Here is a 17,984-nt window from a genome sequence, read left to right as displayed (position 1 = left end):
GTCATGCTGCTCCTGCGCGCCGAAGGACTGCACAGTTGCCCGCAAATGGCCTGGTCGGTCTACCGCAAAACCGTCGCCGAAATCCTCTCACCCCCCGACGACCTCATCCTCTTCTGCGGCATGTCCATCGGCTACGAAGACGAAACCGTGCACCACCCCCGCACCGGCCGAGCCCCCCTCCACGAAACCGTCACCTTCATCGACGGCCAGTAACTCACCCCGAAAGGAAACCCCATGACCACCTACACGGTCGGCTACCTCGTGGGCAGCCTGTCCCACAGATCCATCAACCGCACCCTCGCCCTCGCCCTGACCCGCCTCGCACCACCGGACCTGCTGCTCACCGAAATCCCCATCGGCGAACTCCCCCTGTACAACCACGACCTCGACCCGAACTACCCGGCGACGGCCCAGCAGTTCAAGGACGCCATCAAAGCCTCCGACGCCCTGCTGTACGTCACCCCCGAATACAACCGCTCCATCCCCGGCGCACTGAAGAACGCCATCGACTGGGCCACCCGCCCCTACGGCACCAACGCACTCAACGGCAAACCGAGCGCGATCATCGGAACCTCACCCGGCCCGATCTCCACGGCCGTCGCCCAACAGCACCTCAAAACCATCCTGGCCTTCACCAACTCGCCCGTACTCGGCCAGCCCGAGGCCTACATCCAATACACCAGCGAACTGTTCGACGAAAACGGCGACATCAAAACGCCGTCCACCGCCGAATTCCTGCGCACCTACCTGCACGCCTTCACCACGCACATCCGCCGCCACCACGACACCCCGGACCGGTAAACCACCACGATCACGACCGGCCGGCGCGACGACGTGGTCCTGGCCTTTCTGGGGTCGCCGCCCGGCGCACGATCATGATGAACGCCCTTGAGGCGACGTGGTTCAGGCCGTCGGGCGCGGTTCCGTTTGCCGCTTCTTCAGCCGCAGGCTGAGGACGATCCAGGTGATCCCGGCAATGATCGCGTAGACGCCGATCAGGAGCGCGAGGGTGAGTGCCCCGGCCGCCGGCCAGAGCACCGCCAGGATCCCGAAGATGATGGAGAGCGCGCCGGACACGATGATCAGCGCTTCGCCTTCGATCTCCTTGCGTATCCGGACGGCCATCACGATCTCCGTGATGCCGGTCATGACGGCCCAGACGCCGACCAGCAGGGTGAGGACCAGGACGGTGAGGCCCGGCCAGAGGAGGGCGAGGACGCCGGAGAGGATGCCGAAGATCGCGGTGAGCACGAGCGGGGTACGCTGCCCCTTGTTCGCTCGGAACGCGGCGACCGCGGCCAGGACGCCGTCGATCAGCGCGAAGGCGCCGTAGACGAGGGCCAGGCTCAGCAGGGTCGCGCCTGGCCAGAACAGCGCCAGCGCGCCGAGGATGAGGGCGGCCACGCCGCGCAGGGAGAGCACCCACCAGTGGCCCATGAAGTCGATCATGACGAGGCTCCCTTCGGAAGAAGGTTGATGGGTTCAGTGTGTTCTCTGTTCCGCCTCCGGCCAATCCGTCAGATGACTGCTCCCGGTACGCCCCCGGCCCGGGCCGGGGGCAGCAGTTCGCCCCACCTCCGCAGGTGGGGCGAACCATTTCCTGCGGGAGGGCTAGATGTATCCGCCGAGGAGTGCGTGGTCGCTCGAATTGAGGACCCAGCCGATGGTGGCGTCACGGCCGCACACGACGGGTTTGGTCCTGAAGACGTAGTCGACCTTCCGCTGGAGACCGTCTTCGCGCCTGTGTGTCGGCCGGTATCCGCCGAAACAGATATCCCCTTCAGGGTTGTTGGCGAAGAAGTTGGCGCCGTAGTTGTTGGTGATGCCGGACGGTGTCAGGTAGAAATCGCCGCCCCAGTAGACCGAATCTCCGGTTGCGGCATGTATCCACGCGACAACGTCCCGCATTTCCTGGAACTGCCTCTTCTGGTAAACCCCTCCTCTGCCGTCCAGCTGCTCCCACGGCGTTATGTGCGCGGAACATGCGTAGTACTCGTAGACGGATCGGATGCAGGCGAATCCGCGCCGCTCGTCCCCGGGATACTGATTCGCCGCGGCGAAGGGCCCGGTGACCTCGCTGAGCTTTCCGATGGCGAAGACGGCGACGCCGAAGTCCTGCCCGTTGGCGCATCCACCCGGGTTCTGGTTGTGGAAGGAGACCTGGTAGTTCGGGTTCTTGACCTCTCTGAGCCAGGCGGTCATGAGCAGTACCTGGCCGAGGCAGGCTTCCTGCATCCCGATGGAGAGGGGGAGGTCGGACTGTGAGGCGATCGCGAACTTGAGCGGATCCAGGGCCTTCGCGTGCCCTCCGTGTTTGACGCTGCCGGAGATGTTGTGGGTCCAGGTAGCGGGTCCGGGCGCGGCTGAGACCCATAAATTCGCTCGTTCGAAGGGTATGCCCGCCTCGAATTGGCGGAGGTTGTGCGCCATGGCCTGCTGCCATGAGACGCCGTGCGGCGCCTGTTGCCGCGACGCCCCCGCAGGCGTGGCGCCGACCGCGCACAGCAGCATTACCACGGCCGCCAGAAGTATTGATTTTTTGACCACTTGACTCTCCTTCGTGGAGGGTGATCTGCACTGCCAGCTGGCCACATTTGGTGGGCCTTGTCACCGCTTCTGGACTGAGAATCAATAGCAGCAACAAAGGCAACAACCGGGAGCGGGGTCATGGCGCGAGGTGGACGCAAGGACCAGCCGATCGACCGGAAGTCGGGGCCCGTGGCGGAGTTCGTCGACGATCTACGACGGTTGCGGGGTGAACTGTCGTTACAGGAGATCGGGCGGCGAATGCGCTATCACCCCAGCACGCTCTCCCGTCGCCTCAATCCGGGGGAGATGCCGCCGCTGGACTTCGTGCGATCGTACGTTGCGGCTTGTGACGGGGATCCCGTCGGCTGGGAGGCCCGGTGGCGTCAGATCGCGGGCGAAACGCCTGTCGAGGAGCCGGCGCGGCGTACGTCGTGGAGGCTTCCGGTGGCCGCCGGGCTCGCCGTCGTGGTCGTCGTGGGGGGCGCCGGTTATCTCTGGCTCTCCGGCGGGAGGCCGGGCACCGCGACCGCGGCGCGCGCCTCGGCTTCGCCTCCGGTCTCCCCGGACAGCGGCTTTCCCTGGCATGTCAGGAACATGTACAAGCAGGTGACCTCCCGCGAGTGGACTCAGCGGGCCGACGGCGACCTGGAGGTCTGGGCGAAGTTGTCGTGTCCCAGCGGGATGAACGAGTACTGGATCGCGCTACGTCCTGGCGGCACGTCCGCCCGATTCGAGTGCAACGCCTGGCAGGTCCACACCTGGGCCGGACTGCCCGCCGGCCGCTACAACTTCGAGCTCTGGAAGGAGAACGACGGACGGGCCGTGTCCGGCATCGGCGTCGTCCGGTCCACCTCCCCCATCGTTCAGCACACCAAAGCCCCGCCCCTCTGAGGCTCGTTCCCCCACCGCACTCACGAGGCGTGAGCATCACAGGCGGCCAGGCGCGCGGAGGTTTGGCCGCGGTCGTGTCGGCGATGAGTTTCTGACGGCGAAAGGGTCGGTACAGGCCAGACGGTATTCACCAGCGAAAGGATCACCTCATCATGTCCTTCACCCATGTTCTTGCCGTGGCCCCGGTGAACGACCTCCAGTCCGCGCTGGACTGGTACGAGCGGCTCCTGGGGAGGCCGGCCGACACGAGGCCGATGGCGGGGCTCGCCGACTGGCACGTCTCCCCCTCCGGGTGGGTCCAGGTCTTTCAGTCGCCGGAGCACGCCGGGGCGGGACTGCTCAACCTCGTGGTTGACGACCTGGAGACAGCACGCTCGGACCTTGCCGGTCGTGGTGTCATGGTCGGGGAGATCCAGCCGGCCTCCCAGAACGTACGGTTCGCCGAGGTCCACGACCCCGATGGCAACCGGATCACGCTGATCGAGAACCCCAGGCAGTAGGGGCGACGTCCCGTCCCGCATTCATCGGGCCCGCGAGCCCAACGGTCGACTTCAGGTGGCTTCCGGTATCGGCGAACCACTTGTCGCACGACCGCTGTCAGTGCTCAGGCCCCCGGTGGCCGGGTGGCGGAGGGGCGCTCCACGGTTGCGGTCCGGCCTGGGGGTGTGGGTACGGCACGCCGGGCGCGGACGCCTGGGCGCGTTGCCGGGTCACGAAAAGGATGACTCCGGCGACAGCGGTCACGATCAGCCCCAGGAGCAGGAAGGGCACCGCGATGAGATACGCCCACCGCCACGCGAGCACTTCCGCCAGCGCCCGGCCGAGGAACGGGCCGGCGATCAGGGCGAGGGCGCCGAGTCCCGCCAGTACGGCGATCACCGCGCCTCGACGGCGGCCCGTACGCCATGCGGACGCCGCCGTCGCCCCTGCCACGCCACCGGCGCCGAGCCCGCTCAACACCTCGCCACCGAGCAGCATCGCGGTGCCGGCGGCGAACGCCACCACCAGCACGCCGACGATCATGACCATGACGGCCGGAACGCTCACGCCCGTCAGGAACCGTCTCCCGAGGGCGACGCCCGCCGCGCTCGCCACGACCGCGCTCACCAGGTAGGCGACGGTCGCGAGCAGGGTGTTCTGGCTGGTCAGACCAAGGGCCCTCTGCAGAAACTCGCCCGATCCCAGGGTCACCGTCAGCAGGTACAGCCCCGTGAGCGCAGCGATCCCCGGGCCGATCAACGCCCATGCCGGTTGCTCACGGTCGGGCCGGACGGGTTGATGACGAACGGGTTGTTGATCGTGCATGCGGATCAGTCTGCACCGAATTCGACCACCTCGTCCATGCGGCCCCTCCCCGACCACCGCCACCCACCTCGGGGACCCGCCCTACCTCCCGTAGGCCGAGCTTGGGATGAACCCGTGCAGATGCATCCCGGTGCCCGGGCTGGTCTCGATGGTGAGGGTGCCGCCGATCGCGCCCAGGCGGTCGTACATGTTGGTGATTCCCTGGCCGGAGCGGATCAGGGCCGGATGGCAGCCGTCGCCGTTGTCGTGGAAGTCGAAGGACAGCCCGTCCTTCTCCCGCAGGTCGATGGTCACCGTGGCGTGCTCGCCCGCGTGCTTGCCGGCGTTCTGCAGCGCCTCCAGCAGGCAGAAGTAAATGTTGATCTCGATCTCCGGCGGGTAGCGGCGCAGGTCGGTGGCGTGGATCTCGGCCGGCAGCGGCGAGTGCCTGGCGGCGGCGCGCAGCGCCGCCTCCAGACCGGATTCGGCCAGTTGCGGTGGGTAGATCCCGTGTGCGAGGTCGCGCAGTTCGGCCTGGGCCTCGCGGAGGTCTTCCGAGAGCTGGGTCAGCAGCGGGCCCACGTCCGCCGGCTGGGTGGCCATCAGGCGCTGGGCCACCCGCGACTGCACGGCCGCCGCCACGAGCCGCTGCTGGGCGCCGTCGTGCAGGTTGCGCTCGATCTGGCGGCGCTCCCTGTCGGCCGTGGCCACCAGCCGGGCCCGCGACTCCTGCAGCGCCTCCGCCCTGGCCACCAGCATCACGTGGTTGTGCCAGGCGAGGTAGGAGGCCCGGGTGAGGCCCAGGACGACCAGCGCGATGACGATGGGGGCGGTGAGCCAGAGCGGGGCCCGCTCGAAGCCGACGCCGGGCAGCAGCACGCCGGCCAGCGTGATGGCGAAGGCCGCGGCGATCGTACCGGCCATGATGACCTTGAAGCGCCGGCGCGGCAGGTACGCCACGGACAGCAGCACCGGCGAGACGGCCACCAGCGTCGCGTACGGCAGCGCGGCCGGGATGAGCACGGTCAGCGCGAGCGCGTAGCACCAGGCGATGCCCGCCGAACTGGCGATGGCCTGCTCGATGCGGTCGCGCCTGACGATCCGCAGCGTGGCGACGATCAGCAGGGCCACCGTGCCGCAGCCGCCCGCCAGGGCCAGCAGCCAGGGTATGTGGGTGCCGGTGAACAGGGCCAGGGCGACCGCGCCGGCGCCGAGCGCGACGCCGAGTATGGCCCACATGCCGGTGGCGATGTACTGGTGGGGGTGCGGGCTGGCGCTGCGCTGGAGGGTCGTGTACAGCCTGGCGACGGTGTGCCAGACGGTGTGCAGCGCGTCCCGTACGGCGCCGCCGCGCTCCTTGCGGGAACGCTCCACGCCCGCGCTCTCCAGCGCCGAGCGCGGCAGGTGGCCGTGCAGGCGCAGGCCGCCGCCGGAACTGGTGCTTATGGTGAGGGTGCCGCCGATCGCGCCCAGCCGGTCGTTCATGTTGATCATTCCGGTGCCGGCGTGGATGAGATCGGGGCGGCTGCCCACCCCGGTGTCGCGGAAGTCGAAGGACAGGCCGTTGCGGTCCTGCAGGGTGATGCTGACCGTGGCGTCGCTGCCGGCGTGCTTGATCGCGTTGCGCAGGGCCTCCAGCAGGCAGAAGTAGACGTTGATCTCGATCTCGGGCGGATAGCGGTCGATGCCGATGGCGTGGACGGTGGCCGGGATGGGGGCGCGCTGGGCGGCCGAGCGCAGCGCCGTCTCCAGGCCGTACTGGCCGAGCTGGGGCGGGTAGATGCCGTGCGCCAGGGCGCGCAGCTCCGCGCTGGCCTCCTGGAGGTCGTCCGACAGCCGCGACAGCAGCGGGCCGGCCCGCTCGGGCTCGCTCGCCAGCAGCAGCCCGGCCCGCCGGGTCTGCTCCGCGGCGGCCTCCAGGCTCCGCTGGGGGCCCTCGTGCAGGTTGCGCTCGATCTGGCAGCGCTCGCGGTCGGCCGTGGCCACCAGCCGGGCGCGCGACTCGCGTAACGCCTCGGTCCTGGTGACCAGCATGCCGTGGTTCTGCCAGGCGGCCAGCGACACCAGGGTGGTGATGAACGGGATGAACACGATCGCCAGCGCGTTCGTCACCCCGTCGGGCACCTGCCCCTCCAGCCCGGCCCCGCGGCTCAGGCTGCCCACGACCACGAGGGCCGTACCGACCAGCATGGTCGCGCCCAGCATCGCCGAGAGCCGCACGTGGTTCATGTGCTGTACGGCCACCAGCACCGGCAGCAGCACGGCCAGCGTCAGCGTGGACAGCGCGAACGGCACCACGGAGGTGACGGCGATGGCCACGATCCAGTTGGCCACCGCGAAGACGACGACCGCGGCGAAGCGCCGGTAGCCGTGGATCAGGTGGATGGCCCTGACCAGGAACACCGCCATGACCAGCAGCAGCGCGACGATCACCAGGAGCCAGCGGTCGGGCAGCACCACGACCCAAAGGATCGTCAGCCAGACCACGGCGACCGTGACGCCGATGAGGTCCACCTGGATGTAGGTGCGCAGGCGCTCCCACTCGGGCGCGCCGATCTCGATGATGTCATGCCCCCGCAGGCCGGCTAGAACTTCGCGTGCCCCCCGTCGCTCCACAACGCCTCCAGTTCGTCGGGGCCGAAGCGGTCCTTGTGCCGATAATGAGCCCCCATCACCATCGCGTCACGAGGCAGGTCCTCCGTGTTGTTGACCGACAGCAGCACCACCGTGATGTCCGGATGCCCGCTCCTGATCCGCCGCGCCGCCTCCAGACCGCCCATCCCGGGCATGTTCACGTCCATCAGCACCATCCCGACGGCGTGCTGCCGCAGGAAACCCAGCGCCTCCTCGCCGCTGGTCGCCTCCCCGACCAGTTCGAACCCCTCGGCCACGGCGATCACGCCGGCCACCGCCCGGCGGAACGAGGGCAGGTCGTCCACCACCAGCACGCGCACGAGGTGTTGCTCCACCAACTGATCGTCGCACTCCATCGCCGCCGTGTCGGTGGTGCCACCATCACTATCTTCGGCCGGATTTCCGGCCTATTTCGCCGACGGTCCCGAGTCGAGGAACATCAGGACCGCCTTGACCCGCCGGTTGGTGTCGCGGTCGCCGCGCAGGCCGAGCTTGAAGAAGATGGAGTTGATGTACTTCTCGACCGCGCGCTCCGACACGTTGAACGCGCCCGCGATGGCGCTGTTGGAACGGCCGGCGGCCACCTCGGCCAGGGTCTCCCGCTCGCGCGGCGTCAGGTCGCGGAGCGGTCCGGAGTCGTCGCGGGACTTCGAGGTCACCAGCGAGTCGACGACCACGGCGTCGATGAACGAGCCGCCGGAGGCGACCGTGCGCACGGCCGAGATCAGCTCGCCCGGCTGGGCGATGCGCTCCTTGAGCAGGTAGCCGCGCCTGCTGCTGCCCTGCTCAATCAGGGCCAGCAGGTAGCTGGGGTCGAGGAACTGCGACAACACCAGCACCGCGACCTCCGGGTGGGTGGCGCGCAGCGCCGTGGCCGCCCTGATTCCCTCGTCGGTCATGGTCGGCGGCATGCGGATGTCGGTGACGACGACGTCCGGCTTCTCCTGGTCGACGCAGGACATGAGGCCGTCGTAACCCCCGCAGACGCCGACGACCTCGACCCCGGCCTCCGTGGCGACGAGGGCCTGGATGCCGGCGCGCACCAGCAGGTTGTCCTCGGCGATCACTATCCGGAAGGACATCACGTGGCAAACGGTAGTCCGCGGCACCCCGTGGGCTCAATGGGTCCCGGGGCCGGGCGGCCCATGGGTCCCGGGGCTCCGCAGTCAATGGGCTGCCGGGCCCGGCTCTCATTTGGTCCCGGGCCCGGCTCTCTTCGGGTGTGGCCGGGCGTACCAATGAGTGCGGAAAACCGAACCACGAACTCGGAAGGCAGCTTTATCGATGAATTAGCGGACCCGGCGCAAACTGACGGCAACGGCAGTGAACCTGCGAGCGGATATAAGGGGTTTCAGCAACGGCCAACACGGAGGGGAAATGGTGGCCGACATGCTTCACGGCACCGGGCGAGTATCGCGAATCGCGGCGCGTATCAGCGCATGGGTGGACCGCGCCGACAGGGCGCTGTGCGCGGCCCCTGACGAGCGCGCCCGCCGGCACGGGTGGACGGTCACCACGACGGGGTTCGGCTCCCGGCGCTACCGCGACCCGCGCTTCGACGCGCTGAAGGCGGCCCGGCAGGTCCTCGCGGAAGAAGACCGCCACGTGCACGCCGGAGGGGACCTGCATGTCCACGCTGGAGGGGACCGGCATGCGCACGCTGGAGGGGACCGGCATGTCCATGCGTAATCTGCGCCACAACCCGTACGCGCCGGTCGAGCACCTGGACCTGACGCCGCGCACCAGCCTCGCCGGGCTGCTGTGGCGGTGGCGCACGGAGCTGGCGCTGGTCGGCGCGGGGGTCGCGGCGGCGTTCGTGGTCGGCACGGCGCTCACCCAGGGCCTGTGGTGGGCGGCGGCGCTGGCGGGCACCGTCTCGCTGCCGGCCGGTGTGCCGGCCGGCCGGAAATGGCTCCGGCGCCACTTCTGGTGCCTGTTCTCCCGGCACCGGATCCAGCGGGTGTGCCTGGAGACGTCCATGCACACCCGAAAGGGAAAGATTCCGCTGATCCTCTGGATATCGCCGACGGACTTCGGTGAAAGGGCTTTCATTCTGCTTCGCGCCGGGATTTGCGCCGAGGACTTCGAGGCGTTCTCGGCGGAAATAGCGGCGGCCTGCTGCGCGACTTCGGTCCGGGTGGTGCGGCACCCGGTACGGGCGCAGTTCGTCACGGTCGAGGTCGTGCGGCGGGGCACGGCAGCAGGTGCGGGGACGTGGGGCGACGGCGGGCAGGGCGGGGCGCGCCCGTTGGAGCGACTCGCCGGCTGACCCCGCCCCTGAACCGGCCCGGGCCGCTGAGGGCCGGCGGGCTCACGCCACCCGAGCCCGCCGCCCGTCCAGAAGCCTCAGGCGTACGCCGGGTCACCGGGAAGTCCCGGCCCCCTGAGGCTCCGGTCACCCGGACGGAAGAGATTCCGTCCGGGTGACCGGCGTTTTCATGGGGAAGAAACGGATTTATCACCGTATGGAACGGGGGGTCACGGCATGGGGCTCGTGGTGATCACCGGTGGGTTCGGGCGGGTGGGCAGACTGGTACGGCCGGCGCTACTGGAGTCGTACCCGCTGCGGATCGTCGACCGCGCGGCGGGAGAGCCGCTGCCCGGCGAGCAGGTCATGGTCGGCGACCTGGCCGAACCGGGCATGGCCGAGGAGGCGCTGGCGGGGGCGTCGGCCCTGGTGCACCTGGCGGCCGACCCGCGCACCGCGGCGACCTGGGAGGAGGTCCACCGCGCCAACGTGGCGCTCACCCGCCGCCTGCTGACCGCGGCCGCCGCGCGGGACGTGCCGCGCGTGGTGCTGGCCAGCACGGTGCACGCGATGGGCGAGTACAACCGGCCCGAGCACCGCCCGGTGGATCCGGCGTGGGAGCCGCGCCCCTGCTGCGCGTACGGCCTCAGCAAAGTGATCGTCGAGAGCCTCGGCCGCCTGCACGCCGAGCAGACCGGCGCCTCCGTGGTCGGCCTGCGTCTCGGCGCGACCGGCTACCCCCTGGACGAGGCGCGTTACCTGGGCATGTGGCTGTCCGACCACGACGTGGGCGCGCTCGTGCTGGCAGCGCTGGAGGCGGGGCCCGGCTGGAGCGTGCACTTCGGCGTGTCGGCGAACACCCGGCGGCACTGGGACCTCACCTCGGCCAGGAAGCTCGGCTACGAGCCCCGCGACGACAGCGAGCCGTACGCCGCCACCGCGGGCCCGCCGACCGTGCCGATCTGCCGCATGTTCGTGGGCCCCGACACCCCCTGAACCGTCAGGCGGACCTCTCGCGGCGTTCGGGGCCGCGGTGGTCGCGGGGCACCAGGGTCGGGTTGACGTTGTCCAGGACGGTGGCGCGGGTGATCACGACGCGGGCCACGTCGTCCCGGCCCGGCACGTCGTACATGACGTTGAGCAGCACCTCCTCCATGATCGCACGGACCGCCCTGGCGCCGGTGCGGCGCAGCAGCGCCTGCTCGGCGATGGCCGCGACGGCGTCCCGCTCGAACTCCAGCTCCACCCCGTCCAGCTCCAGCAGCCGCCGGTACTGCCTGATCAGGGCGTTGCGCGGCTCGGTCATGATCCGCATCAGGGCCGTGCGGTCCGGCGGGCGCAGGGTGGCCACCACCGGCAGCCGGCCGGTGAGCTCGGGGATGAGGCCGTAGCGCACCAGGTCCCGCGGCATCACCTGGTCGAGCACGTCGTCCTGCGAGCCGGTAGGCGGGACGGCACCGAACCCCGCTCCCCGGCGGGCGACCCGGCGCTCGATGATCTCCTCCAGGCCGGCGAACGCGCCGCCCGCGATGAACAACACGTTCGTCGTGTCGAGGTGGAGCAGGTCCTGGTGGGGGTGTTTCCTGCCGCCCTGCGGCGGCACGCCGGCGACCGTGCCCTCAAGGATCTTCAGCAGCCCCTGCTGGACGCCCTCGCCGGAGACGTCGCGGGTGATCGACGGGTTCTCGCCCTTGCGGGCGATCTTGTCGATCTCGTCGATGTAGACGATGCCGGTCGCGGCCCTGCCGAGGTCGTATCCGGCCGCCTGGACCAGCCTGAGCAGCAGGTTCTCCACGTCCTCGCCCACGTAGCCGGCCTCGGTCAGCGCGGTGGCGTCGGCGATGGCGAACGGCACGTCGAGCAGTCTGGCCAGCGTCTGCACCAGGTACGTCTTGCCGCTGCCGGTGGGGCCGAGGAGCAGGATGTTCGACTTGCCCAGCTCAACCGGGTCCTGCCGGGGAGCGCGTATACGCTTGTAGTGGTTGTAGACGGCGACGGACAGGGCGCGTTTGGCCTGGTCCTGGCCGACCACGTACTGGTCGAGGAAGTCGTGGATCTCGCGCGCCGTGGGCAACCGGCCGGGCGTGCGTTCCTCCTCCATGAGCTCGTTGCACAGGCCGACGCACTCGTCGCAGATGTGCACGGACGGCGGGCCGGCGATGAGCTTGCGCACCTCGTGCCGGCTCTTGCCGCAAAACGAGCAGGACACCGCGTCCCCGCCCTTGCCGGTGCGTGCCATGGCGGCTCCTCAGTCCTTCGGGTCCAGGATCACCGGCAGGGACGCCAGCCGCCTGGTGCCGGGGTCGGGCAGGTAGGCGGCCTCGCCGGCGAGCCTCAGCCCGGGGTGGCGGCGCAGCAGCACGCCGAGCGCGACGGCGATCTGCACGCGGGCCAGCGACGCGCCGACGCAGAAGTGCGGCCCGTGGGCGAAGCCGAGGTGCGGGCCCCGCTCGCGGGTGAGGTCGAAGGTGTCGGGATCGTCGAACACGCGCGGGTCCCGGTTGGCGGAGGCGATCGAGACGGTCACGGGCTCTCCCTTGGGGATGCGTACGCCGCCGATCTCGACGTCCCGGACGGGGAAGCGCGGCACGGTCATCGGCTGCGACGGGCACCAGCGCGCCAGCTCCTCCACGGCCTGCGGCATCAGGCCGGGGTCCGCGCGCAGCGCGGCGAGCTGCGCGGGGTGGCCGAGCAGGGTGGCCACCGCGTTGCCGATGAGGTGCGCCGGCGTCTGACCGGCCAGCACGAGCAGCCAGACCATGGTGACCAGCTCCTGGTCCGACAGCCTGTCGCCGTCCTCCTCCTGGATGCGGGCCAGGTCGGAGACCAGGTCGTCGGCCGGGTTCGCCCTGGCGGCGGCGATCGCCGCCCTGGCGCCGTCGATGACCGCCGGGATGGCCCGCCTGAAGTCCTCGCCCTGGCCGGTGGCGATGGCCAGGCCGTACTCCCGCCATTCCGCCCGATCTTCGGCGGGGATGCCGACCAGCTCGCAGATCGCCTCCATCGGCAGCGGCCTGGCGAAGTGCGGCAGCAGGTCCACCGGCTCGTGCCGGGGCAGCTCGTCGAGCATGCGCCCGACGACCCGCTCGATGCGCGGCGCGAACTCGGCGGCTCTGCGCGGCGTGAACGCGGGCGCGATCAGCCTGCGCAGGCGGGAGTGCTCGGCGCCGTTCGTCTCGGACATGGTGCGCATGTACGGCCGGCAGTGCTCGGGCACGTCGGGCCGGACGAAGCTGGTGGAGTTGATCTCCATGCGCGGGTCGGTCAGCGTCGCCCTGGCCTCCTCGTACCGCGTCACGGCCCACATCGGGAACCCCGGAATCGACAGCCGCGCCACCGCCGACCGCTCCCTGGCCGGCGCGTACGCGGCGAAGGGGTCGCGCAGCACCTCCGGGTCGGTCAGATCGATCTGCGGTACTTCGGTCATGACTCCGCCCTCATTTCAAATGATCCCAACATCTGAATGTTGACGGTATCTTGGCTGCGGAGCACACGGCAACGAGGAGGACGGTTTGGTCCGGCTCAGCAGGGCGGAGGCGCAGGAGCGCAATCGCGCGAAAGTGCTGGCCGCGGCCAGGGCGGAGTTCGCCGAGCGCGGATTCAGGGAGGCCAGGATCGACGACATCGCCGACCGGGCGGAGCTGACGCGCGGGGCGGTCTACTCCAACTTCCCCGGCAAGCGGGCGCTCTACTTCGCCGTCCTGGCCGACCTGGCCGAGCGCACCCCCGTGATCCCCGCCGACGAGCCCGCCCTCACCGTGCGCGAGGCGCTCGGCGAGGTGGCGCGCGCGTGGGTGACCCGGCTGCCGCTGGCCACCGACGACGAACGCGGGCCCAGCATGCTCGGCATGCACCTGATGCCCGAGATCCTCGCCGACGAGGTCACGCGCACGGCGTACGCGCAGCTCATGAGCCTCAACGCGGTGCTGCTCGGGCTGGCGTTGGAGCGGCTGCGCCCGCCGAAGGAGCCCGACGGGCGGCTGGTACGGCTGGCCGAGGCCGTGCTCACGGTGCTGCAGGGGGCCGGGCAGCTCTCGGCGGCGGCGCCGGGGTTCGTGGAGCCGTTCAACGTGATCCGGGTGTGCGAGCAGCTCGCCGGCCTCGATCTGGGCGACCGGTGGGCCGTGGCGCCGCTGCTGCCACGGGTGCGGGAGACCGACGAGCCCTGGTCACCGCCGTCCGGGGCGGTGGACGCGGTCGGCGGCGGGCCCGCGCGTCCGGAGCGTGACGGGGTGGTGGCGGTGCTCGGGCTCCACCGGCTCTCGGCCGCCGAGGAGGCGGTACGCGGGACGCCCCCGGACGCCGAGGTCACCGTCGTGGTGGTGACGGGCGCGCCCAAGGAGTTGTTGCCGCTGGCCCGGCTGGTGATCGCCGAGGTGTGCACGTGCCTGCGGCAGGCGTTCCCGCGCCCGGCCTGGCCGCGGCTGCGGGTGGTGTTCGACGAGTCGGGCGCGCTGGCGGCGGCGGCCGGGGTCACCGAGCCGCTCGACGGCACGGAGGTCGCGCTCCGGGTGCGGGCCGGGCGGGTCGTCCGGCGCGCCGAGGGCTACGGCGCCTGCCACGCCGCGACCCGCTGAACGGTCCGGCCCCTGCCGCGCCGCCACCCGCCGAGCGGGGATGGCGCCTGCCACGCCGCGACCCCGTTGAATGTGTCTTTGTCCCTTGACGCGGGATGAATCCGCACGTTGAGGCGGTGGTCCGGCGTCCGGTGAGAACGGATCGCCTCCGGAGGGAACCGCCGGGCATGATCGCGCTGTCCAAGCTAAGGGCGACGTTCACGCCGGTGGTCTACCGCCCGTCGGTCGTATGTCAGGCGACCACGGTGTTGCTGGAGAGCCGGCTGACGCCGCGGGCGGCCCTTCCCGCCCGCTGGCGCGCGATGGACGTCGCCCCCCACCAGCGCGCGTCTTACAGGTTGGCCTGGAGCACCGGCAGGCCCCGGACGCCGGGGTCGGCGGCGAAGACGGCGCCCGCCTGCGGCTGTTCGGCCCGGTCCACGTCGAGCGCGGAGGTGGTGACGAACAGCCGGTCGAGGTGCTCGCCGCCGAAGGTGACCGCGGTGACCTTGCGTACCGGGAGGTCGATGACGGCGTCGAGGCGCCCGCTCGGGTCGTACCTGTGCACGGCGCCGCCGTTCCACAGCGCCACCCAGACCCCGCCCTCGGCGTCCACCGTCAGCCCGTCGGGCGCGCCCTGCCCGGGGTCCACGGCCGCGAACGGCCGCCGCCCGCTCAGCCCGCCGCCGGCGTCGTAGTCGAGCACGTCCACGCGCCCGGTGGCGGTGTCGGCGTAGTAGGCCAGCCGCCCGTCCGGGCTGAAGGCGAACCCGTTGGAGATCGTCACCCCGGGCAGCACCACGCTCAGCCCGCCATCGGGTCCGGCCACGTAGAACGAGCCGCGCCCCGGAGCCGAGTCGTAGGCCATGCTGCCGATGTAGAAGCGGCCGTCGGGGTCGCAGCCGCCCTCGTTCATCCGGATCGAGGGGTCGGTCCACGCCTCGCCGAGTGAGCGCAGCGGCGCGTCGAGGTCGTCGGAGTCGGACAGCAGCAACTCGCGCTCGGCCGCGACGACGTAGCCGCCCGCAGCCCGGGGCCGGACGACGGCGGCCACCGCGCCGGCGTGCCTGCGGCGCACCGTGCCGTCGGCGTCCAGCGCGAGCACGTCGCCCGCCAGCATGTCCACCCACCGCAATCCACCCCAGCGGCCGGACCACACGGGTCCCTCACCGTGCTCGGCGACGGGGTCGGTGACGGGGTACGCGGTGAGGATCATGCCGCTGCTCCTTGGCGATCGCAGATTCGTGATCCATGACCTTATTAGCGGATCCGCCCCAATGGTCAGCCGTACGGGGTGAAACACATGATCAGCGGCCTTCGGGAGCGCCGTGCGGTGTGATCAGCGGCGGCGCGGGCGGCGGCGACCCGTGGCCGGGGTTCGTCGGCCGGTGCCCGGCCCGCCGTTCGTGCCCTGGTCGTGGCGGGCCGGGCTGTCCTCGCCCCAGTGCGCGGGCCGGGTGAGCGTGGCGGGCAGGCGGGTGGCGGCGTCGCCCCTGGCGGCGTTGAGCTGGGCCTGGGTGAGGTAGATGGCCCCGGTGAGGTCGGCTCCCGACAGGTCGGCGCCGCGCAGGTCGGCCCCGATCAGGTCCGCCTGCCGCAGGTCCGTGCCGCGCAGATCGGCGCCGATGAGGTAGGCGCCGCGCAGGTTGGCCCCGCGCAGCCCGGCCCCCTTCAGCCGGGCGCCGATCAGGTCGGCCCCGCGGTGCTCCCTGCCCTTCAGCCCCGCCCGCTCCAGCTCACTCGCCCGCAGCAGCAGTTCGTTGACCTCGCCCCGGTGGGCGGTCACGTCCATCTTCTCCAGTACGCCGGCCCGCTCGCGGGTCAGCCGCTCGGTCTCCGCCAGCGCCTGCCGCAGCGCGTCGTGGATCGGCCGGGCGGACTGCAGGGCGAGCGCCTCGGCCAGGTACCACAGCAGTTCGTGGAGCTGCCGCATGACCGGGAAGACCGCGTACATCTGCCGCGCGGTCCCCGGCTCCTCCCGCCAGCTCCGCCCCTCGAACGTGACCTGCGAGACCTTCTGCCCGGCCCCGAAACAGTCGAACACCGTGCACCCGGCGAACCCGCGCTCCCGCAACCGCGTGTGGATGGAGCAGCGGAAGTCCTCGCGCAGGTTGTGGCAGGGCTGCCCGGCGTCCTTGTCCATCGCGAAGTCGGCCGAGGCCGAGAACGGCAGCGCGACGCAGCACAGGCCGAAGCAGCTCTCGCAGTCGGCCAGCAGGCCGAGCTCTCGGGGGTTCGTCGCGGGCAACGTGCCGGGCCTCCTTCGTCGGGTGTCGCAGGTCAAGGGTAGTCAACGCCGGAGGCCGCGGAGTTCAGCTGCCGTAGCGGCGCTGGCGGGCGGCGAAGCTGCGCAGCGCGCGCATGAAGTCGATCTCGCGGAAGGCCGGCCAGTACGCCTCGCAGAAGTACAGCTCGGAGTAGGCCGACTGCCAGAGCAGGAAGTTCGACATGCGCTGCTCGCCGCTGGTCCTGATGACCAGGTCCGGGTCCGGCTGGCCGGCCGTGTACAGGTGCTTGGCCACGTCGTCCACGGTCAGGGACGAGGCCAGCTCCACCATCGACTCCCCCGCCTCGGCCCGCTCGTACAGCAGTTCGCGCAGCGCCTCGATGACCTCCTGGCGGCCGCCGTACCCGATGGCCAGGGTCAGGTGGAAGCCGGTGTCGCAGGTGCGGGTGGCCTCGACGGCGCTCTTGAGCGCGCGGGCCGTGGTGTCGGGCAGGATGTCGAGCATCCCGGCCACGTGCACGCGCCACCGGGCGTCGGGGCGGTCGAAGCTCTCGGCGACCATGCGTTCGATGACCTGGAGCAGGAAGGCCACCTCCTCGTCGTCGCGCCGCTGCAGGTTCTCCGTCGAGCACAGGAACACGGTGACGTGCTTGATGCCGAGCCCTTCGCACCAGGTCAGCACGTGTTCGATGTGCTCGGCGCCGTACTTGTGGCCGATGCTCGGGTTGGCCATGCCCTTCTGCCGGGCCCAGCGGCGGTTGCCGTCCGTGATGATGCCGACGTGCCGCGGCAGCGGGCCCGCCACGATCTGCCTGCGCAGGCGGCGGGCGTAAAGGGAGTGAAGGAGGTGGGTGGTGTTCACCCTCCTAGGATGGCGCGGATAGGCGTCCGGGTTCCGATCTTTCCCGTTTTCCGCGCAGCATCACGGAGAGTCACCGCTCGGTCAGCGCCAGCTTCGCCCCGAGTGCCACGAACGCCGCCCCGAAGCCGCGCCGCATCCAGGTCAGCACCTTGGGGCGGGAGATCACCTGGTTCCTGACGGCCGCCGCGCACAGGCCGTACCCGGCGAAGACCACGAACGTCAGCAGCATGAACACGCCGCTCAGCTCCAGCATGCGGGCCAGCGCGGCGGGCTCGCCGGCGCTGACGAACTGCGGCAGGAACGCGAAGAAGAAGATCGACAACTTCGGGTTGAGTATGTTGACCAGCACGCCGTCGGCGATCACCCGGGCCGCCGTACGCGGCCTGGCCTCCTCCTCCACCTTGAGCGCGCCGCGTTCGCGCAGGGTGTTCCAGGCCATGTAGAGCAGGTACGCCACGCCCGCGTACTTGATGATCTGAAAGGCGAGGGCGCTGGTGTGCAGCAGGGCGGCCAGGCCGGTCACGGCGGCGGCCATGTGCGGCACGATACCGAGGGTGCAGCCGAACGCGGCCACGACCCCCGCCCGGCCGCCCCTGGTCAGTCCGGCCGCCAGCGTGTAGAGCACGCCGGTGCCCGGGGTGATCACGATGACGATGGAGGTCAGCAGGAACTCGATGGTCACGGCCGGCGGCCCTTCGCGAGGCGGGGAGTGGTGTTTCAAGCGGCAGCCAACCACTCCCCGCCTTCTATGTC

19 protein-coding genes and 1 pseudogene are annotated in these 17,984 nt (G+C 70.7%); 8 read left to right on the top strand and 12 right to left on the bottom strand.

The genetic code is table 11. The features are described 5' to 3' along the window. Positions 1–213, top strand: a pseudogene (locus AB0I81_RS37200) (nitroreductase); the annotation flags it as partial. A gap of 21 nt (positions 214–234) precedes the next feature. Continuing rightward, positions 235–801: an NADPH-dependent FMN reductase gene (locus tag AB0I81_RS37195; protein ID WP_360666841.1), complete on the top strand. Its 567-nt coding sequence runs from the start codon at positions 235–237 to the stop codon at positions 799–801. Positions 802–903: 102 nt separating this feature from the next. On the opposite strand, the gene AB0I81_RS37190 is transcribed toward AB0I81_RS37195, so the two are convergent. Beyond that, on the bottom strand, positions 904–1,449 hold the full coding sequence (locus tag AB0I81_RS37190) for a DUF308 domain-containing protein (RefSeq protein ID WP_360666838.1): 546 nt from the start codon (positions 1,447–1,449) through the stop codon (positions 904–906). Between the two features lie 162 nt (positions 1,450–1,611). Further along, complete coding sequence (locus tag AB0I81_RS37185) at positions 1,612–2,547, bottom strand: hypothetical protein (protein WP_360666835.1); 936 nt, start codon at positions 2,545–2,547, stop codon at positions 1,612–1,614. Between the two features lie 120 nt (positions 2,548–2,667). On the opposite strand from AB0I81_RS37185, the gene AB0I81_RS37180 reads away from it, so the two are divergent. Then, positions 2,668–3,420, top strand: coding sequence for a hypothetical protein (locus tag AB0I81_RS37180; RefSeq protein WP_360666832.1), 753 nt, complete (start codon positions 2,668–2,670; stop codon positions 3,418–3,420). Positions 3,421–3,572: 152 nt separating this feature from the next. Beyond that, positions 3,573–3,920, top strand: a complete 348-nt coding sequence (locus AB0I81_RS37175; RefSeq protein WP_360666829.1) for a VOC family protein — start codon at positions 3,573–3,575, stop codon at positions 3,918–3,920. A gap of 97 nt (positions 3,921–4,017) precedes the next feature. Here AB0I81_RS37175 and AB0I81_RS37170 read toward each other — a convergent pair whose 3' ends face one another. The 4 genes from AB0I81_RS37170 to AB0I81_RS37155 all read right to left on the bottom strand — a co-directional run bounded on the left by AB0I81_RS37170 (position 4,018) and on the right by AB0I81_RS37155 (position 8,420). Beyond that, positions 4,018–4,725, bottom strand: a complete 708-nt coding sequence (locus AB0I81_RS37170) for an MFS transporter (RefSeq protein ID WP_360666826.1) — start codon at positions 4,723–4,725, stop codon at positions 4,018–4,020. Positions 4,726–4,806: 81 nt separating this feature from the next. Further along, positions 4,807–7,320 (bottom strand): histidine kinase, encoded by a 2,514-nt coding sequence (locus AB0I81_RS37165; protein ID WP_360666823.1) that lies wholly within the window; start codon positions 7,318–7,320, stop codon positions 4,807–4,809. Then, positions 7,290–7,673, bottom strand: a complete 384-nt coding sequence (locus tag AB0I81_RS37160) for a response regulator transcription factor (RefSeq protein WP_360666820.1) — start codon at positions 7,671–7,673, stop codon at positions 7,290–7,292. The genes AB0I81_RS37165 and AB0I81_RS37160 overlap by 31 nt, the downstream gene beginning before the upstream one ends. A 72-nt stretch (positions 7,674–7,745) precedes the next feature. After that, entirely contained in the window at positions 7,746–8,420 is a 675-nt protein-coding gene (locus tag AB0I81_RS37155) for a response regulator transcription factor (protein WP_360666870.1), read from the bottom strand. Positions 8,421–8,727: 307 nt separating this feature from the next. On the opposite strand from AB0I81_RS37155, the gene AB0I81_RS37150 reads away from it, so the two are divergent. From AB0I81_RS37150 to AB0I81_RS37140, 3 genes are all read left to right on the top strand, one after another. Further along, positions 8,728–9,027: a hypothetical protein gene (locus AB0I81_RS37150; protein ID WP_360666817.1), complete on the top strand. Its 300-nt coding sequence runs from the start codon at positions 8,728–8,730 to the stop codon at positions 9,025–9,027. After that, positions 8,966–9,607 carry a hypothetical protein gene (locus tag AB0I81_RS37145; RefSeq protein WP_360666814.1) on the top strand — a complete coding sequence of 214 codons (642 nt, stop codon included), beginning with the start codon at positions 8,966–8,968 and terminating at the stop codon, positions 9,605–9,607. The genes AB0I81_RS37150 and AB0I81_RS37145 overlap by 62 nt, the downstream gene beginning before the upstream one ends. 216 nt (positions 9,608–9,823) lie before the next feature. Further along, a complete protein-coding gene (locus AB0I81_RS37140; protein WP_360666811.1) occupies positions 9,824–10,582 on the top strand; it encodes an NAD(P)-dependent oxidoreductase in 759 nt (252 codons plus the stop codon). A 4-nt stretch (positions 10,583–10,586) separates the two neighbouring features. Here AB0I81_RS37140 and clpX read toward each other — a convergent pair whose 3' ends face one another. After that, positions 10,587–11,825: an ATP-dependent Clp protease ATP-binding subunit ClpX gene (gene clpX / locus AB0I81_RS37135; protein ID WP_360666809.1), complete on the bottom strand. Its 1,239-nt coding sequence runs from the start codon at positions 11,823–11,825 to the stop codon at positions 10,587–10,589. 9 nt (positions 11,826–11,834) lie between these two features. After that, positions 11,835–13,013, bottom strand: a complete 1,179-nt coding sequence (locus AB0I81_RS37130) for a cytochrome P450 (RefSeq protein WP_360666806.1) — start codon at positions 13,011–13,013, stop codon at positions 11,835–11,837. Positions 13,014–13,098: 85 nt separating this feature from the next. On the opposite strand from AB0I81_RS37130, the gene AB0I81_RS37125 reads away from it, so the two are divergent. Next, entirely contained in the window at positions 13,099–14,163 is a 1,065-nt protein-coding gene (locus AB0I81_RS37125; protein WP_360666803.1) for a TetR/AcrR family transcriptional regulator, read from the top strand. Between the two features lie 331 nt (positions 14,164–14,494). Here AB0I81_RS37125 and AB0I81_RS37120 read toward each other — a convergent pair whose 3' ends face one another. The 4 genes from AB0I81_RS37120 to AB0I81_RS37105 form a co-directional block, all read right to left on the bottom strand. Continuing rightward, complete coding sequence (locus AB0I81_RS37120) at positions 14,495–15,358, bottom strand: SMP-30/gluconolactonase/LRE family protein (RefSeq protein WP_360666800.1); 864 nt, start codon at positions 15,356–15,358, stop codon at positions 14,495–14,497. 123 nt (positions 15,359–15,481) lie between these two features. Continuing rightward, positions 15,482–16,390, bottom strand: coding sequence for a pentapeptide repeat-containing protein (locus AB0I81_RS37115; RefSeq protein ID WP_360666797.1), 909 nt, complete (start codon positions 16,388–16,390; stop codon positions 15,482–15,484). 64 nt (positions 16,391–16,454) lie between these two features. After that, complete coding sequence (gene uppS, locus AB0I81_RS37110) at positions 16,455–17,231, bottom strand: polyprenyl diphosphate synthase (RefSeq protein ID WP_360666794.1); 777 nt, start codon at positions 17,229–17,231, stop codon at positions 16,455–16,457. 70 nt (positions 17,232–17,301) lie between these two features. Continuing rightward, complete coding sequence (locus AB0I81_RS37105; RefSeq protein WP_360666791.1) at positions 17,302–17,913, bottom strand: LysE family translocator; 612 nt, start codon at positions 17,911–17,913, stop codon at positions 17,302–17,304. Positions 17,914–17,984: the final 71 nt, after the last annotated feature.

It is taken from the genome of Nonomuraea sp. NPDC050404, from assembly GCF_040655495.1.
In the GTDB taxonomy this organism is placed as follows: domain Bacteria; phylum Actinomycetota; class Actinomycetes; order Streptosporangiales; family Streptosporangiaceae; genus Nonomuraea.
Note: the sequence above shows the minus strand (reverse complement) of the source record. Positions and strands in the feature narration are given on the sequence as shown.

Excerpts from the sequence above, each read along its gene's own strand:
- AB0I81_RS37195 (WP_360666841.1), top strand. The coding sequence starts at position 235 with ATGACCACCTACACGGTCGGCTACCTCGTGGGCAGCCTGTCCCACAGA.
- AB0I81_RS37190 (WP_360666838.1), bottom strand. The coding sequence starts at position 1,449 with ATGATCGACTTCATGGGCCACTGGTGGGTGCTCTCCCTGCGCGGCGTG.
- AB0I81_RS37180 (WP_360666832.1), top strand. The coding sequence starts at position 2,668 with ATGGCGCGAGGTGGACGCAAGGACCAGCCGATCGACCGGAAGTCGGGG.
- AB0I81_RS37175 (WP_360666829.1), top strand. The coding sequence starts at position 3,573 with ATGTCCTTCACCCATGTTCTTGCCGTGGCCCCGGTGAACGACCTCCAG.
- AB0I81_RS37170 (WP_360666826.1), bottom strand. The coding sequence starts at position 4,725 with ATGCACGATCAACAACCCGTTCGTCATCAACCCGTCCGGCCCGACCGT.
- AB0I81_RS37155 (WP_360666870.1), bottom strand. The coding sequence starts at position 8,420 with ATGTCCTTCCGGATAGTGATCGCCGAGGACAACCTGCTGGTGCGCGCC.
- AB0I81_RS37150 (WP_360666817.1), top strand. The coding sequence starts at position 8,728 with ATGCTTCACGGCACCGGGCGAGTATCGCGAATCGCGGCGCGTATCAGC.
- AB0I81_RS37145 (WP_360666814.1), top strand. The coding sequence starts at position 8,966 with ATGTCCACGCTGGAGGGGACCGGCATGCGCACGCTGGAGGGGACCGGC.
- AB0I81_RS37140 (WP_360666811.1), top strand. The coding sequence starts at position 9,824 with ATGGGGCTCGTGGTGATCACCGGTGGGTTCGGGCGGGTGGGCAGACTG.
- clpX (WP_360666809.1), bottom strand. The coding sequence starts at position 11,825 with ATGGCACGCACCGGCAAGGGCGGGGACGCGGTGTCCTGCTCGTTTTGC.
- AB0I81_RS37130 (WP_360666806.1), bottom strand. The coding sequence starts at position 13,013 with ATGACCGAAGTACCGCAGATCGATCTGACCGACCCGGAGGTGCTGCGC.
- AB0I81_RS37120 (WP_360666800.1), bottom strand. The coding sequence starts at position 15,358 with ATGATCCTCACCGCGTACCCCGTCACCGACCCCGTCGCCGAGCACGGT.